The 15,676-nt window shown below is 46.8% G+C and carries 12 protein-coding genes; all 12 read left to right on the forward strand.

From position 1 onward, the window contains the following. Nucleotides 1-45: 45 nt before the first annotated feature. The 12 genes from LPW36_RS04485 (at nucleotide 46) to LPW36_RS04540 (ending at nucleotide 15,649) form a co-directional block, all read left to right on the forward strand. Nucleotides 46-486 carry a hypothetical protein gene (locus LPW36_RS04485; protein WP_230608255.1) on the forward strand — a complete coding sequence of 147 codons (441 nt, stop codon included), beginning with the start codon at nucleotides 46-48 and terminating at the stop codon, nucleotides 484-486. A gap of 69 nt (nucleotides 487-555) precedes the next feature. Then, complete coding sequence (locus tag LPW36_RS04490) at nucleotides 556-2,211, forward strand: VWA domain-containing protein (RefSeq protein ID WP_230608256.1); 1,656 nt, start codon at nucleotides 556-558, stop codon at nucleotides 2,209-2,211. An 82-nt stretch (nucleotides 2,212-2,293) separates the two neighbouring features. Beyond that, nucleotides 2,294-2,791 carry a RadC family protein gene (gene radC / locus LPW36_RS04495; RefSeq protein ID WP_230608257.1) on the forward strand — a complete coding sequence of 166 codons (498 nt, stop codon included), beginning with the start codon at nucleotides 2,294-2,296 and terminating at the stop codon, nucleotides 2,789-2,791. Continuing rightward, nucleotides 2,791-3,132, forward strand: coding sequence for a plasmid-related protein (locus LPW36_RS04500; protein WP_230608258.1), 342 nt, complete (start codon nucleotides 2,791-2,793; stop codon nucleotides 3,130-3,132). Before radC ends, LPW36_RS04500 begins: the two co-directional genes overlap by 1 nt. A gap of 90 nt (nucleotides 3,133-3,222) precedes the next feature. After that, on the forward strand, nucleotides 3,223-4,296 hold the full coding sequence (locus LPW36_RS04505) for a DUF7146 domain-containing protein (RefSeq protein ID WP_230608259.1): 1,074 nt from the start codon (nucleotides 3,223-3,225) through the stop codon (nucleotides 4,294-4,296). Between the two features lie 88 nt (nucleotides 4,297-4,384). Further along, the gene (locus tag LPW36_RS04510) at nucleotides 4,385-5,092 is read left to right on the forward strand and encodes a hypothetical protein (RefSeq protein WP_230608260.1); all 708 of its coding nucleotides are present in this window, start codon (nucleotides 4,385-4,387) and stop codon (nucleotides 5,090-5,092) included. 507 nt (nucleotides 5,093-5,599) lie between these two features. Then, the gene (locus LPW36_RS04515) at nucleotides 5,600-7,552 is read left to right on the forward strand and encodes an ATP-dependent nuclease (protein ID WP_230608261.1); all 1,953 of its coding nucleotides are present in this window, start codon (nucleotides 5,600-5,602) and stop codon (nucleotides 7,550-7,552) included. A gap of 8 nt (nucleotides 7,553-7,560) precedes the next feature. Further along, nucleotides 7,561-8,898: a UvrD-helicase domain-containing protein gene (locus tag LPW36_RS04520; RefSeq protein WP_230608262.1), complete on the forward strand. Its 1,338-nt coding sequence runs from the start codon at nucleotides 7,561-7,563 to the stop codon at nucleotides 8,896-8,898. A 69-nt stretch (nucleotides 8,899-8,967) separates the two neighbouring features. Beyond that, complete coding sequence (locus tag LPW36_RS04525; RefSeq protein ID WP_230608263.1) at nucleotides 8,968-9,453, forward strand: 3'-5' exonuclease; 486 nt, start codon at nucleotides 8,968-8,970, stop codon at nucleotides 9,451-9,453. Between the two features lie 287 nt (nucleotides 9,454-9,740). Then, a complete protein-coding gene (locus LPW36_RS04530) occupies nucleotides 9,741-10,685 on the forward strand; it encodes a thioredoxin family protein (RefSeq protein WP_230608264.1) in 945 nt (314 codons plus the stop codon). 2 nt (nucleotides 10,686-10,687) lie between these two features. After that, nucleotides 10,688-12,076, forward strand: a complete 1,389-nt coding sequence (locus LPW36_RS04535) for a conjugal transfer protein TraH (RefSeq protein WP_230608265.1) — start codon at nucleotides 10,688-10,690, stop codon at nucleotides 12,074-12,076. A 3-nt stretch (nucleotides 12,077-12,079) separates the two neighbouring features. Then, a complete protein-coding gene (locus tag LPW36_RS04540; protein ID WP_230608266.1) occupies nucleotides 12,080-15,649 on the forward strand; it encodes a conjugal transfer protein TraG N-terminal domain-containing protein in 3,570 nt (1,189 codons plus the stop codon). Nucleotides 15,650-15,676 lie beyond the last annotated feature (27 nt).

Here is a 15,676-nt window from a genome sequence, read left to right on the forward strand (position 1 = left end):
TTGCCCTGAAGGGCGCATGTCCTCTGAACTATGTAAGAGGGAATTATGCAATCAACCATCCATAACCCCAGCCAACTGAACCAGTTTGAAGCACATTTTCGTGGTGTGACTGATGCGGTTGAAAGTGAATCGATACCAGAAATGGCGTGTTGTCGAACGTTAGTACAACGGTCGTACTCAACACATAGTGTCGTGATCCCCGAGAACCCTGTGCTGATCGCAGATGCGGACGCACAAGGAGCTTGGGTAACGGCCATGGTATTTGTTCCAAACATGGCATTGCAGCAAACCGCTCATGAGCGAGCTTGGCTGCAATATCAACACGAGGTGTCTACTCAGTTACAAGACCAGTACGGTCTGACATTGGATGACATCCTGAGTTTAGACCAGCTTAAAACGTCATTTGAGCAGCATGAAAGTCCAGCTCAATTGGTGGCTTGGCTAGGTCAAAAATACGACCTGGATAAGCTAAAAGCACAGGTTTAAACACCCACATTCCCAGCGGGGAAACACTCCCGCTGAGGGAGTATTCCCCCTAATGATTAGGAGACTCCCATGAATCATCCATTAAAAAACGCACTGCCAATCGTTGCCGCCGCTTATGGCGAAAAGTTTGGTGTGAAGGTGCTTATTCAAGGACAAGATGCGTTTACCGATGGTGAGCGGATTGTGATCCCAACAGCAAACCCAGACGACCCACACTATCAACAGATAGCTTGGGGTTATCTGGCTCATGAAGCGGCGCATATTCGCCATACTAATTTTGACATGGTGCAGAAGGCGTCGTCCAAACCGATCCGTAAGGCACTTCTCAATATCATTGAGGACGTTCGCATTGAAAACGAATTGGCAAAGGATTACCCCGGAACCCGGCGCAGTATTTCGCAAGTGATTGAGTACATGGTGGACACACAGCAAATGTGTGTACCTGAAAAGCTTGAGCCTGCATCTAACTTGCAAGCATGGTTGTTGTTTCGCTTGAGATGCCACTTTCTGGGTCAGAAAGCGCTGACGCCTTTGTATCAAGCGGTTGATGAAAGAGTGAGACAACTCTTTCCTGCCGCAGCGATGAGCCGGTTAAGCGCCATGCTGACAGCAGTGCCTAGCTTAGGGTCTACAGGTGAAGTGCTGAAACTTGTCGATGCCATCGTTGCCATGTTGGAAGAAGAATCTCGTCCACCACAGGATGAGTCGGATGCTGATAGCGGTAATGACATTGGACAAGATGCGAGTAATGACAGCAATAACAGTAGTGATAGTCAAACCCCAGAAACAGATTCGTCTGCAACGGGGGATTTTGCTGAAACGGGTGATTCAGATAACTCTGATCAAGCTGACAATTTGCGACAAGCCTTAGAGGCCAGTGCCGCTCAGTTTGAACCCGATACCTTTGCACAAGTGGCAGAAGTGTTGTCGGAACAAGCTGAAGGACATCAGGGCGTCACTCCACTCAGTTTGCCCCAAGCAGAGCAGGCTATGTTGGGTGATGAGGCTATCTTGACCTTATCGGCGTCGGAGTCTGCTCAAATTCGAGCCCGACTTAGGGGCATGGTTCAGTCCAGTCAGGACAATCGGAATCATGTCAAAAGGCACGGTCTTCGAGTTGCAACCCATCGTCTTGCCGCTTCACAAGCAGGTGAGTCGAGATTGTTTATTCAAAGGCAACCTCGCATTGCGCCTAATGCTGCTGTGCACTTGCTGGTCGATATATCGGGTTCAATGGGTAAACCCATTGGCGAAGGTAATCGAAAGTACTTTCATGTTGCCAATGAAGCCGCTTTGGCTTTGGCCATGGCACTGGAAGGCATACCGGGTGTTGTACCTGCGGTCAGTTATTTTCCTGGTATTCATCAGGAAGTTTCTATCGCGTTATTGCCCAAGCAATCGGTTCGACATCGGGCCGCCTGTTTTGACCAAAAACCACGAGGTTGTACGCCTATGGCACAAGCGATGTGGTTTGCGGCAAACAGTTTGTTAGCGCAAAAACAGAAGCGAAAGCTAATGATAGTGCTAACCGATGGTGACCCAGATGATTGGGCTGCCACGCATGACATTGTTGACCGGTGCAGACGCAGTGGCTTTGAGCTGCTGGGGATCGGGATTCAAACACGCAGTGTTGAGAAATTCTTTCCTCAAAGCATCGTGATTAACGACGTCAAAGATCTGAAGCGTGAGTTATTCGAAGTAACACAACAACTGTTAATTCAGTAACCACATCAACTTTACCACCCTGCGGGGACGATTCCGTCCCCGCAGGGCATGGGTTCGTCTCCGCTTTTTTTTGGAGACTCCTATGAGAAACAAAAAGTTCTTAGCTGGCGAAGAAGTCGGTACTTACATCGTTCCTGAGCAAGTGACTGAAGCGGATATCATAGATATGGCGCTTAAACTTGCCCGTGGTCGATTGAGTAAAGGTCGCAAAATTGAACAGCCATCGTCGGCGTTCTCATACCTGCAAACACTGATGCACGAGTATGAGCACGAAGTCTTTGGCGTACTGTTTCTTGATACAAAGCATCGTGTCATTCGATTTGAAGAGCTGTTCAAAGGCACTTTAGATGCGGCGAGCGTGTATCCAAGGGAAGTAACAAAACGAGCGCTAGAACTTAATGCGGCAGCAGTGATATTGGTTCATAACCATCCATCGGGTGATCCTGAGCCAAGTGAAGCTGATAAACGCATTACTCATCGACTCCGTGACGCCTTGTCACTTGTTGATATTCGAACACTTGACCATGTTGTGGTCGCATCCGAGGGCTGCGTTTCGCTTGCCGAACGCGGTTATCTTTAATGAATGGGCGCATTGCCCATTCTCCTGCATCACAAAAGCAGTCCAATCAACACACGTCATCACAGCTCGAATTTCTATTTGAGTTTGATGATGCCCTAGTCACTTGGTCTGACACGGAAATCTGGCAGTTACGCGAAGGCATTCTATTGGATGCGATCCGTGTATTGCTGGACGGTCGTGTCAGTACTCGATTGCGAAAGGATGTGTTGTCGTGGATTCAAAATGACGAAATAGCGCCATTTTGCTTTCGTGTTTGCGCGATGGCTGCGGTTGTCGATCCTGATGTGCTTCGTGATTCCATCATGTGGCTATTAAGACGACATGGTATCCAGCTTGACTAACGCTCCTGTATTAACCGAACGGCTAATGCAGGACCTAAGCTGACTTTTACCACCTGTGGTAGGAGTCGGCATTTTACTTAAGGAGGTTATATGGCGTTACCTTTACAGATTGAAACAGTGAGGCCATATCTTAATGGCCAATGGCTTCAAATACTGGCGGCGTTGGTGCCAGAACTTGATGCCGCTATTGCTCGAAAAGGCCGTCATGTGGCTTGTCCTGTTCATGGCGGTCGTGATGGCTTTAGGCTGTTCAAAGATGCTGGATATACCGGTGGTGGCGTTTGTAATACCTGCGGTATCTTTTATGATGGCTTTGAACTGTTGTCTTGGATTAATGGGTGGAACTTTGCTCAGTCTATTGAAGCAATCGGCCAGGTTCTTGGTATTCAACCCGGACAAATACAAGCACCTTCTCGGGCAATAACGCGTAACGCTGTTGATTGGAAGGCTAGAAAGCTGGACGAGGACAAAGCGATTATCCATCGCTTGAATCAAACCTGGGGAGAAACGCTATCTCTTGCAGATACTCGTGCGCAACCAGTTTGGAACTACTTGCATCGTCGTGGCATTGTGACGCGGCTTCGTCCTGAATGGGATTCGGTGCTGAGGTTTCATCCAAACTTGCCTTACCATGATGAAGATGGTCTGTTTATCGATAGCTACCCAGCGCTGCTAGGTAAAATCGTTACTCAGCAAGGGCGTTCGGCCACGTTCCATCGGATCTACCTAAGTGAAGATGGATTCAAAGCGCCGGTTGAAAAGCCTAAAAAGATGATGCCGATACCAAGTGACAGAACAATCACTGGTGGTGCCATTCCTATAGGTGAGTCTGGTGAAGTACTAGGTGTTTCTGAAGGTATAGAAACGGCCCTAGCGGTAACCAGAGCAACGGGGCAAACATGTTGGTCGGTTGTGAATGCAACGCTACTGGCTAGGTTTGAACCACCAAGTAATGTGAAAATGCTGTACATCTGGGCAGATCACGATCTCTCTGAGACCGGCCTGAATGCAGCGAATGAACTCAAGAAAAAAGCCTGGCAAAAAGGCATTCTGACACAAGTGTTGATCCCCCCGATACCAACGTCACTTGGCGTGAAAAGTTGGGATTGGAATGATGTGCTGAATGTTTACGGTGCCATGGGCTTTCCTAAAGTTCATATCTGATCTTAGGGGCTTCGGCCCCTTTTTTTGCGCCTTGCATATTTGAAAAAACATGGAGAATGAAAAATAGATAACCAATAGGAGAACAAACATGATGGTATTAACCCTGTTAACAAAGCAGATTGATGGTGAGTTTACGGTTTACTGGAAGACCGGCCTTCGAAGAGGTGGTGAGCTAAAGGTCGATTTAGGTGAGCAATACGACAAGCTACCTGAGCAGCAAAAGCCAATTGCAGCTGAGCTCTATGCGATTCATCACCTACTGTCAGTGAAAGAGGTGATGGGGAGTAACCGAAGCGGTAATGGGCTTCAAATCCGGGTCAGTAAAGGAGCTATCAAAAAGTTACAGAAACAACGCTCAACTCAGAATTCACTTTACAGCCTGACTAGGTTTTTGCTCACTCGATACCAGGAAGCACAGATCTCGGTAGAGAAGCGGGACGATTGGCTCTCACATTCCTTCGAAGAATACAGCGTCGATAATGCTACAGTGAGAGAAATCGATGAGGTCATCAACGTTCCGAACATTGGACCTGTTGTGGTGACTCGTCATGCACTGGAACGGTTTGTGGAACGGCTTTCTAATGGAGTGCCCAAGCATCCTTGGAAGGCTTTATGCTCAACGCTGCTATGTTCTGCGCTAACTAAAGCCGAGTTACCAGAAAGCGTCTCTATCCAAAAAGCAAAAAAATATGTACAAGAGGCAGAGTTTTGGCAGCATGTTGGTAGCAAAATGCACTTTGTTATGATTTCTGAGGACTCAATGAAAACGTTGGTTACGGTTTTTGCAGTAAAGTGAGCTAATGTAGTATTCGAAATTTCTGAATATTAATTACGTGCCAATAGTGGACCTTGAAGCGTAACTCCTTTCAGCCCCTTTCCGTGCCAGCAACGCGTAACCACTCAAACCACGTTATGCAGTTTGCCCTACATTGTCTAAAATTTGGGAGAAGAAAGTGGTGCCCCTGTTCGCTTCATTTGAGCTAGAAGCGTTGATGCCGTCAATTTTCGATAAAACCATTAAGGTAGATTTTGTGATGACTTTGCCTGCTCCCACCTTGGCATACGGCGTCAGTGCTTCGATGTCTGGAGATGACTATCGTAGAGTCTTGAAACAGTTGTCAGGGGGATAACTAACCTGATAACACTGCTTGAAGCGACTTCAACGTAGCTCTTATTACGGCACCCCAAGGTGGTCGTTTTTGATCCAGTAACCGATACGCGATCACATGGCCGTACTTTGTCAGTTGAAAGTTTGCAATAGAAGCCCCATATAATCTATGGGCATATAGGAGAGGGAGCTGCTGTGCATATCGAGAGAATAAATCTACAGAACTTTAGAAGTTTCGGGCCAGAAGGGCAGAGCATAGCTGTCGATCCGGATCTAACCACCTTGGTTGGAGCAAATGGTGCTGGGAAAACGGTCTTGATGCAGGCCTTGCAGCGAATGTTTGGCATCTCCAATGAGCAGCGGACGATTCGCCGTCAGGATTTTCATATTCCCTCTTTGGAAGAAGAAATACCCAGCAAGCGGACTCTCACGCTTGAAGCCATTGTCGCCTTCCCCGAACTGGATGATGAAGATGGAGATCACTCTGTGATACCAGATTTTTTTCATCATATGAGCGTTACAGATGAGGGTGGAAAACTGAAGTGTCGTTTGCGCTTGGACGCGGAATGGGAAGATGATGGCTCAATAGACGGGTACATTACGAGCCAGTTCCGTGCGGTTACGACATGGGGCGAGCCAGAAGTTGCTGATTTTCAAAATGTACGTCCAGCGGATCGTTCTCGAATCCAATTGATTTACGTCCCTGCCACACGATGCGCAGTTTCTCAGGTATCCGCTTTTCTGAAAAGCCGACTTTGGAAGGCTATTAACTGGTCGGAACAAGTTCGGTCATCTTTTACTCAAAAAGCCACAGAGCTGAACGAATCTTTTGAGGGTGAAAAGGCGATTAGTATCGTTACCGGAAAGCTCACAGAGCGTTGGCATGAACTGCACTCTGCTGGAACTGATAGTACACCGAAGTTTCGCCCGGTCGACCTACGCTTTGAAGAATTCGTTCGTAAGGTGGAGGTACTGCTGCACCCAGATGAAAGTGGTCGGGATAGGAGCATTGATGAGCTAAGTGATGGCCAAAGTTCGCTGTTTCACATCGCCATGACTTCAGCTACTCTCGATGTTGAAACCGAGATATTAGCCCAACCGGAGAGTGAAGATTTTCTCGGTGCAGACTTGTTCTTGCCCTCGTTGACTATTTTGGCACTTGAGGAGCCGGAGAATAACCTAGCCCCATACTATCTATCTCGAATCATAAGTCAGATCAGCAGTTTAGTGCATGGCTTAAGAGCGCAAGCAGTGCTATCTAGCCATTCGCCGAGCATTCTCGCCAGAATCCAGCCAACACAAGTAAGGCACTTCAGACTAGCAACAGAATCAAACACCACTGTCGTTCGTCAACTGACTTTACCCTATGAGGAGAATGAAGCTGCAAAGTACATCCAGCAAGCGGTGAGAGCCTATCCAGAGTTGTATTTCGCTAAAGTTGTTGTTCTCGGGGAAGGGGCTTCCGAGGAGGTAATTCTTCCTGCTATATCAGAAGCTATGGGCATACCAATTGATAAATCTTTTGTCGCCATGGTTCCATTAGGGGGCCGCCATGTAAACCACATGTGGCGTTTGCTAACAGATTTACAGATCCCTTTTCTAACATTACTCGATCTGGATTGGGGACGGCACGGCGGTGGCTGGGGAAGGATTAAGAATGCAGTTGCCAAATTGATAGAGTATGGGCTCGACCCAAGTGAGATATTTGGGCAAAACCTCAATCTGTTAGGCTACCAACATAACCTTGCTGCATTTGATAATTATCCGGCTTCAGATTGGAATAACATTAATCAGTGGGTTCAATGGCTCAGGCGGCACAAAGTTTATTTTTCAAGCCCATTAGACATTGATTATTCGATGTTAAAAGCATTCACTAGCCATTATCGGGTGGTCCCAGATGAAAGCTCTAATGGACCATCTATGCATGGTGATCCAGGCAATGCTGTTATGGGAGATGAAGGGTATCCTGGCTTCTACGCGGATGATGTACTTAACTTGCGCTGGTACAGATATCTGTTCTTAGGAAGAGGTAAACCAAGTACGCATATTCGAGTGCTTGGCTCTATTCCGCCAGATCAGTTGGCTCAAAACGCGCCAGAAGAGCTACGGGCTTTAGTTCTAGCTATTCACACAACCCTTCAAAACTAGGAGGCAAGGTGAAGTTTATTCGACCTGACCACTGGCAGCCGAAGGGGATCGACGATCTTGAGCCAAATGCTTGGCAAGCACTAAGGCAACGAGAGTCCACAAGTATTATCGCTGGCCCTGGAGCCGGAAAGACAGAGTTTTTAGCGCAAAAGGCTGCATATCTGCTTGAGACTGGCCTATGTCCATCAAACAAAAAAATTCTGGCGATTTCATTCAAGACTGATGCCGCAAAAAATCTCGCAGATAGAGTGAAAGAGCGTTGTTCAGAAGAAGTCAGCAATCGATTTATTTCGATGACTTTTGATGCATTCACTAAGAATTTAATAGATCGATTTCGCATGGCTTTGCCCGAGCATCATCGCCCATCAAAGCGATATGAAATCTCTTTTCCATCTTTTCACCAAGAGAAGCAGCTTATTAGTAGTTTCAGAAATAATTTTGGGAACGCAGTAGGTATCTATAGCTTTACGCAAAGACTCCAAAACATGAATCAGTTTATCGGAAGTGTGCGTATAGGAGATCCCAAGTTGTCATGGTTGGAGGAGGAATTTTTAACTTTTTGGTTGAGTCAGCAAATAAACTACCCCGACGGTGTTTCCAGAGTGTCATTTCCGGCGCTAAATCGACTTGCTGAATATATCGTTCGCACTAACGATCATGTTCGTAGATCTATTAGAGCATCATATCCTATTGTTTTTGTGGATGAGTTCCAAGATACCACGTTTGCTCAATATGATTTTCTATCTTCTGTTTTTAAATCAAGTGAGGCTGAGGTAACAGCAGTAGGAGATTACAAGCAAAGAATAATGGGTTGGGCCGGTGCTAAAGGTGATGTGTTTCATCAATTTGAGGCTGACTTTTCAGCAGAACGACATTCATTGCTCCTTAATCACCGCTCTTCACCTGAATTGGTCAGGATACAACATGTTATTGCACAAGCTATTGACCATGAAGTGAGAGAGGTTCAGACAAGTAATATCAATTTAATTTCTGGTGATGCCGCTTGGATTTGTTGTAGTTACAATATAAATCAGGAGGCTGCTCATTTGGCTGAGTGGATAGCAAATGACTTGCTAGGTAGGTCACTGAATCCAAGAAACTACTCTATTCTGGTGCGTCAAAAACCAGAAGATTATGAACAACAGCTATCTTATTATCTCGCTCAACATGGACTGAGCTTACGAAATGAGAGTGTGAAAATAGGTCAAACTACATTACAAGATTTGCTTGCTGAAGAACTGACCATTTTGTTCTCTACTCTGCTTAGGCTGGGACTGGTCCGTCGAAATGCACAAGCGTGGAATCAACTATCATCAGATATTCGAATTCTTCGTAATACGAACTAGGAAGACGAAAAGGCACTACGACAGGTTGAACGCGAGCTAACAAAGTTCATTTCTACACTACGGATGTTAATGCAACAGCCTCTGACACGGGAAAATGGTCGCGATGTATTTGAGCGAACTATAAAATTTATTAACTCAGACGATCTTCGCAGCTCCTTTTCTCGTTACGCTACAGGAAATTTACTTGAAATAAACTTGGCAGCACTCGAAGAATTTTTTATAAATTGTGTTGATACTCAGAACTCTTGGGCAGGTTTGCTAGATGAGTTTGAAGGCACGAACCATATTCCTCTTATGACTATTCACAAAAGCAAGGGGCTTGAATTCGATACAACCATTTTCATGGGGATAGACGACAACGCTTGGTGGTCTTATAAGCAAGGTGATAAGGAAGGACTATCGACATTTTTTGTAGCACTGTCTCGCGCTAAACAAAGGGCTATTTTTTCCTATTGTCAGCAAAGAGGGCAACGAACCAAAGTCGCAGATTTTTATGAGTTGTTGACGGCCGCTGGTGTTCAGGAGTATGCGATCCAACCAAGTGTAGTGGCATAATCTATTTGGTCGCCCCATTTGAGGTTTTGTAATACCTTTTCTAATTCTTTAACTGCTAATTAAGCGAAATTTGTAACTCATTTATGTCCCAAAACGAGTTTGTTCGACCGTCCGCTCCTCGCAGAAAGCGGTCCAGTTATAAATTTGGCTCATTAAATTTAGCTGTTGTTACTGTTACTGGTCATAACAGCTAGTCAGAAACACACACGATTTCTTCATCTATCTGGCCAATCACCTTAACGGCGTTCTTTAGCATGTTAGCTCTATGAAATTTTCTGGAGATGACAATGAGAACGCCTTTGTTACCTTGGTTTATCCTATGGGTGACCATCCCAATCATTATTTTCTTTCTATTCATCTTACCCGCCTATGCCAGTGACGAGCCATTCTATCAGCGTGGTCAGGAAGGCTGGTTTTGGTATCAGGTCATTCCTGAGCCAGCGGAGGCTGAAGAGCTTATTAAGCCGGAATCTGGTGCGGCAGAGTCGAGTCAGAGCGGGCTAAAGCCTTTCAGTGCTGCCTGGTTTCGTGAGCACATGCAGTCGTTCATGGACAAGGCAATTGATGAGCCGACGAATGAGAACGTCAGAGCCTATCTGTATCTCCAGCGCGTCATGATGGATAAGGGCTCACAGTTTGCTGATGTTAGTCAGCAGGTGGTCATGGGCGATCCAGTTTTGGATGAAATCAGTCGCAGACCCTTGGCTACCTATGCTGCCAATCGGATGGATCGAGAAGCTGGCGCTCAACGAGATATTGCTTTAGGTGAAGTAGCAAAACGGGCTGGCTTATTCTTCTTCTATCGTTCTGATTGCCCTTACTGCCATGCTCAAGCGCCTATCATCGAATCAATGGCTTTGAACTATGGTTTCGAGGTGTTTGCTATTGCAGTCGATGGCTTGCCTTTACCTGGTGGAGAGTTTCCTAATTACAAAGTCGATTCAGGACAAGCTCAATCCTTGTCCGTTACGACTGTCCCTGCCGTGTTCTTAGTTGAACCGCCTAATGTCATCACTCCGATTGGCCAAGGCGCAATGAGCCTTGATGAGCTCAATAATCGAATCATTCTTGCAGCCCATCAAGCCGGTTGGATTGACGATCAAACTTACTATGCCACCAGACCTGTTCAACCCGGCGTGTCACTCGCGATGTCAGCCCAAGAGCTTAACGAAAAGATATTACAGGACCCTGAGTTCCTTGTTCGCTATCTGCGTGCACAAGGAGGGTTATAACAATGAAAAAAGTATTCCGAGTATCGCTAATCGCCTGTGCGATTGGTTTTTCATCTATGAGCCAAGCAAGCTTGCAACAGGAGATGAATCAGTTGTTTGGTTCAATGACCAACACCACTGCGCCTGGTGTATTCGAGAGTCAGCGGCGTGGCGTTATATCTGGTGGAAGCGTTGTTGTCCGTAACAGGATCATGAACGAGAACCTCGTCTCAATGGTGCCTCCGTCATTCCAAGCAGGTTGTGGCGGCATTGATATGTTCGCTGGAAGTTTGTCATTTGTTAATGCAGATCAGTTTGTTCAATTACTTCGCTCTGTAGCGGCAAATGCCAAGGGATACGCATTCCAATTAGCGCTCAGTGCTATGTGTGAGAAATGCTCTCAGCACATGGAGACACTGCAAAAGAAAATCCAGCAGTTGAACGAGTATTTTGGCAATTCCTGTCAAATGGCTCAGGGAGTCGTGAACGATACCCTGGCTGCTTTTGGTAAAAAGGGGCAAACAGAAGCCAGCATGTTGAGCTCACTTAAAGGGGCTGGAGACATTTTTACCAGTTGGAGTGAGTCCAATGGTAAGAACCCTTATGAGAACGCTTCAAGTGTCGCGGCATCTGATGTGAACAAAACAATTAAAGGTAACTTGGTCTGGCGAGCACTGAAACGTCACTCGGCATCAAGCTGGTTTGCATCGGGGGATGATCGTTTTCTTGAAGCGGTTATGTCGGTGACTGGTTCGATCATCGTTGGTGATTTGGCTAATGCGGCTGATGGTCAAGGTAAAGCCCCAAAACTGACCAGACTGAATGGCAATAAAGTGACTATTGAGCATCTAATTCATGGCGGTAACGTCGCTATGTACCGATGTGACACAGTGACACAAGACGGCTGTCTGAATCCGACAATCACTAACGTGACCCTAACCGGGTTATCAACCCAGGTAGAAAATTTACTTCTAGGTACAGGTTCTAGTAACGGCATTATTTTTAAATTTGCTCGAAATACAGGGGCTGCTAGCACCACCGAAAAGGCTTTTATGACCTCGGCTCCCGCGAGCATTGGCGGCATGATTAGAACACTTTCTGCATTAAATGAAGGGGCTGCTAGGTCGTTTGCTTCACGAGCGGCTCCATTTATTGCTGTTGAGATGGCCCGAGCATTGATTGAAGACATGCTCAACGCAGCTAGAAGCACATCGGGTGTGGAAGATCATGCCTATGCGAAGTTGTTAACGGAAGATCTTGAACGTGCACGTCGCCAAATCAATGAGGAGTACGCCGCGTTGCAGCGAAGATACGGCTCAGAGCAAGAATTGCTGGCGCACTTTAACCAAGTGATTCAGACCATTCGCAAACAGCGTTATTACACCGTTAAATCTACGGCGCTGGGGGAATAGGTCATGTGGGAAATCTATTCCATCGGGGATTCGGCTTTTTTAGAGCAGGTCCTGAACGCTGTCGCGATGATCACTGGTACAGGCGATTTTACTTCAATGGTTCGCATTGGCTTGCTCATTGGGGTATTGATGGTCTCTGTTCAGGCCTTAATGCAAGGTGGTCGTGGGATTAACTTTCAACATGTTTTAGTCTCATTGCTAGTCTTTGCAACCATGTTTGGGCCCAGTACCCGAGTGAGCATTGAGGATGCGTACACGGGACAAGTTCGAGTGGTTGATAATGTGCCCATCGGTGTTGCTGCCGCAGGCAGTACGATTTCGACTGTTGGCTTTCAAATCACGCGATTGTTTGAAACGGCGTTCTCAACTCCCGCCATGACGGAATACGGCTTTGCATCCAGTTTACAGTCACTGATTAAAGTGAGAAAACAGGTGATGGATCGCTCTGGGTTGGGTGATGCAAATCGTGTCGGTGGCTCAGATATCGAGCAATCGTGGTTTAACTACATCAAAGAATGCACCTTGATTGGCATCGACATCGGCCAAAAGAACCTAGATCAGGTGCTGAGTGATCCTAACCCGATGACTGCGATTAGGTTTGATTCGCGCATATATGGCACACGCATCATGCTCAGTGGTAGCAGTAGCGATCTGGACTGCACCGATGCCTATAGCCAACTGAAACTCATGACAGAATCAACCTTCATTCCAAGGCTTAAACAGGTTTTGTCAGCCTCATTGGGGACTTCGTCAGCAACGGATACTGATGACGTGATCCGAAATGCACTGAATAATCTTGGTTTGGCCTCGGTTAACACCCAAGAGTACATGACCTCGTCGGTGCTTTTGCCTATTTATGAGCAAAGCGTGACGGGCAAGTATATGGATGATCAAGCTTTCACCGCAGCCGTGATGGTTAACCAAGCGATTGAGCAGCGCAATACGCAATGGGCGGCGGAGCAGACCCTGTTCCAAAGTATCGTTCGTCCGATGATGACGTTTTTTGAGGGTTTCATTTACGCCATCACCCCATTGATGGCCTTTGTGATTGCCCTTGGCCAAATCGGGATGCGAATGGCCGGGAAGTACTTGTTAATCCTGCTTTGGATTCAACTTTGGATGCCTGTCATGGCCATCATTAACCTATATATCCATTTAACTGTTGCTGGGAAAATGTCGGCTCTTGATGCCTTTGCAGGTACAGAAGTGCCATCTTTTGCTGGGATGATGCAGATGGATTCAGTGCTGCAAACCTGGATAGCTACTGGCGGCATGTTGGCGTCGAGTGTTCCGGCGATTTCGCTCATGCTCGTGTATGGCTCAGCAATAACCGCTACCCACTTGGCTGGACGTCTTCAAAACGGTGATGCAATTGATGAAAAGATGGCAAGTCCAGATGTCGCGAAAAATGCCCCGGTGATGCAATCACAGTCAATGTTCCAAAATTCAGCCCTCACTGGTTCTGCTATGACCGGCGCGTCAAACCTACTTAGCAGTTTCTCTGTCGGAAATGCGGTGGGTTCAATGGTCGGCTCTGCAAAAGAATCCATGACTCAGGCAACTCAAGCCTTTAGCCATCAAGTTGGCAATACCATGAGCCGAACTTTTGGTGAAAAGCTAAGTTACGACAACCTTTCTTCGGTTGGACGTCAGATTGGTTCTTCTAATTCCGCATCTAGCGCCGTTGTTAATCAGGTCACTGATGACCTGCAAACACGGTATGGTTTCGGAGACGATAAAAAAGACGCTGTACGTGGCTTGGTATCGGGCGTGTTATCTGGCGGACTAAGGGTTGGTGGCGATGGAACCATTACTAATCCCGGTGAGAAAGAAGTTGCCGATAAGGGTTTTCTTGGGAGGCTTCTTGGAACGGGAGGCAATGATTCTCCACAAGGTAATTTGCCTGGAGTTGATAAGCCAGATTCATCTCGTGTACCAAAACTATCAAGGGTACGAGCTGGGTTGGATCTAGGTGGTAACTTTAGTGGCCAAGTTGAGTCGTCAGAAGGCAGTTCTCGGTCTACGACCGCAAATACGCTCACTGGGGAGATGCAAAGCTTGGCATCGAGTGATTCACGACGTGCTGAGTTTCGCGATGCGATGGTTAAGGACCTTTCAGATTCAAGACGCTCTGGCGTTGAGATGTCGTTGTCTAATCAAGACTATCAGTCACTTCAGAGTTCAGCACAAGACGTTATCACGGCATCAAACCGCTTTAGTGAGCTTGATCAGGCCAGCTACAGTCTATCAGGACAAAGGAACACGGATGGTGCGACGTTAACTCGATTAGCAGCGGATAATCCTGAAGTCATGGATTATTTAGGTCGCTATATGAACCAGCATGTTGAAGCAGGTAACCGATTACGTGAAAACCTTCCAATGTATCAGCGCTTGCTACCTGATGATAATCAGGCGTATGTGGCCGCAGCTATGGAGTCTTTAACCTATAGCAACTCCTCTACGCCCGCTGAACGAGACAATGACTATCAAGCAGCAATGACTGTTATGGCCATGGCTACCGGAGCCGATTTACGATCTATTCAGCCACGCTCTAATGAAGGCTTGTCATCAACGGCACCTACTTTTGGTGGCACTCAAAGCCAAGTTGAATCCGGTGTTCTGGGAGGCTATGAGGATGCTGCAACAGTTCAAACGCAGTTCAATTCGGCTCAATCTGCTTACCAAACCAATCTTTCTGGTGTAGATGGACAGCTGAATGCGCATCAGCAACAAGCCCAGCAGGCCGTAGCTTCTGACACAAGTACCTATCAATCTGGACTAAACAGTGAAGCTGGCTCTCAGTGGCGATCTCGCATTATGGCTGATGATAGCGGAGTCTCTGGTGCTGAAATGTTCTTCAACAGCGCCAGTGCTATTGGTGATTTCAGTGGCAAGCATACTGATGCAGCATTGCATACCTTGAATCATTTTGGCGAAGACTATGAGAGTTACAAGGAGCAAGCCCTTGCAGAACCTGGCTCACGAGGTTTCTTGCACAATGCAACTGTGGCCAGCAAATCAACATGGGATGGGTTAAAAGCAGCCGTTGATGCCGGAACCTCTTTGGAAAATCCTTTGACGGCGTTTAATGATGCATACAGTGGATCGAGTTCGCAGTATGCCTCCGAAGTTAACTGGGGCACTAAGTCTGAAGCCATGTTGGCTGGGGCATTCGGTGCGGCAGTTAACAATCGATACGGTGAGTTCTTAGAACAGTACGCCGATGATTTTAAACAGGAAGCATACAGCGAAGGGCAGAGAATGGGATTGACCCCGATTCAAAGTCAAGTGTTCGCTCAAGCTTTCAATGAAGGTTTGGCGGGGCGCGTATTCAACTCTGAAGACTCATCGAGTTGGTCGCCTGAAATGCTAGGTCTAAGGGAGCAAATGCTAAATGAGTATCGTCAAAAGGATGAGAGTGGCGCTTACATTCCTGACAGTGTGTCCGAAGAAGATAAAGCATTTGTGGATAAGCAGATAGCGGTGATCTCAAATGCATCGCTTGCGGGAGATTATGCTCAGAACAACTTGATCGATATTAGGGCCTATAACCAGGCATCAGGAAGGAACTGAAAATAGAAGGTAGCCAGCTTGTGGTTG

This window comes from Limnobaculum eriocheiris, from assembly GCF_021010575.1.
GTDB classification, from domain to species: Bacteria; Pseudomonadota; Gammaproteobacteria; order Enterobacterales; family Enterobacteriaceae; genus Limnobaculum; species Limnobaculum eriocheiris.

What these genes read in the sequence shown, in the direction of transcription:
- LPW36_RS04535 (WP_230608265.1), top strand. Translation starts at nt 10,688, where the DNA reads ATGAAAAAAGTATTCCGAGTATCGCTAATCGCCTGTGCGATTGGTTTT.
- LPW36_RS04505 (WP_230608259.1), top strand. Translation starts at nt 3,223, where the DNA reads ATGGCGTTACCTTTACAGATTGAAACAGTGAGGCCATATCTTAATGGC.
- radC (WP_230608257.1), top strand. Translation starts at nt 2,294, where the DNA reads ATGAGAAACAAAAAGTTCTTAGCTGGCGAAGAAGTCGGTACTTACATC.
- LPW36_RS04525 (WP_230608263.1), top strand. Translation starts at nt 8,968, where the DNA reads ATGCAACAGCCTCTGACACGGGAAAATGGTCGCGATGTATTTGAGCGA.
- LPW36_RS04540 (WP_230608266.1), top strand. Translation starts at nt 12,080, where the DNA reads ATGTGGGAAATCTATTCCATCGGGGATTCGGCTTTTTTAGAGCAGGTC.
- LPW36_RS04490 (WP_230608256.1), top strand. Translation starts at nt 556, where the DNA reads ATGAATCATCCATTAAAAAACGCACTGCCAATCGTTGCCGCCGCTTAT.
- LPW36_RS04485 (WP_230608255.1), top strand. Translation starts at nt 46, where the DNA reads ATGCAATCAACCATCCATAACCCCAGCCAACTGAACCAGTTTGAAGCA.
- LPW36_RS04530 (WP_230608264.1), top strand. Translation starts at nt 9,741, where the DNA reads ATGAGAACGCCTTTGTTACCTTGGTTTATCCTATGGGTGACCATCCCA.
- LPW36_RS04500 (WP_230608258.1), top strand. Translation starts at nt 2,791, where the DNA reads ATGAATGGGCGCATTGCCCATTCTCCTGCATCACAAAAGCAGTCCAAT.
- LPW36_RS04510 (WP_230608260.1), top strand. Translation starts at nt 4,385, where the DNA reads ATGATGGTATTAACCCTGTTAACAAAGCAGATTGATGGTGAGTTTACG.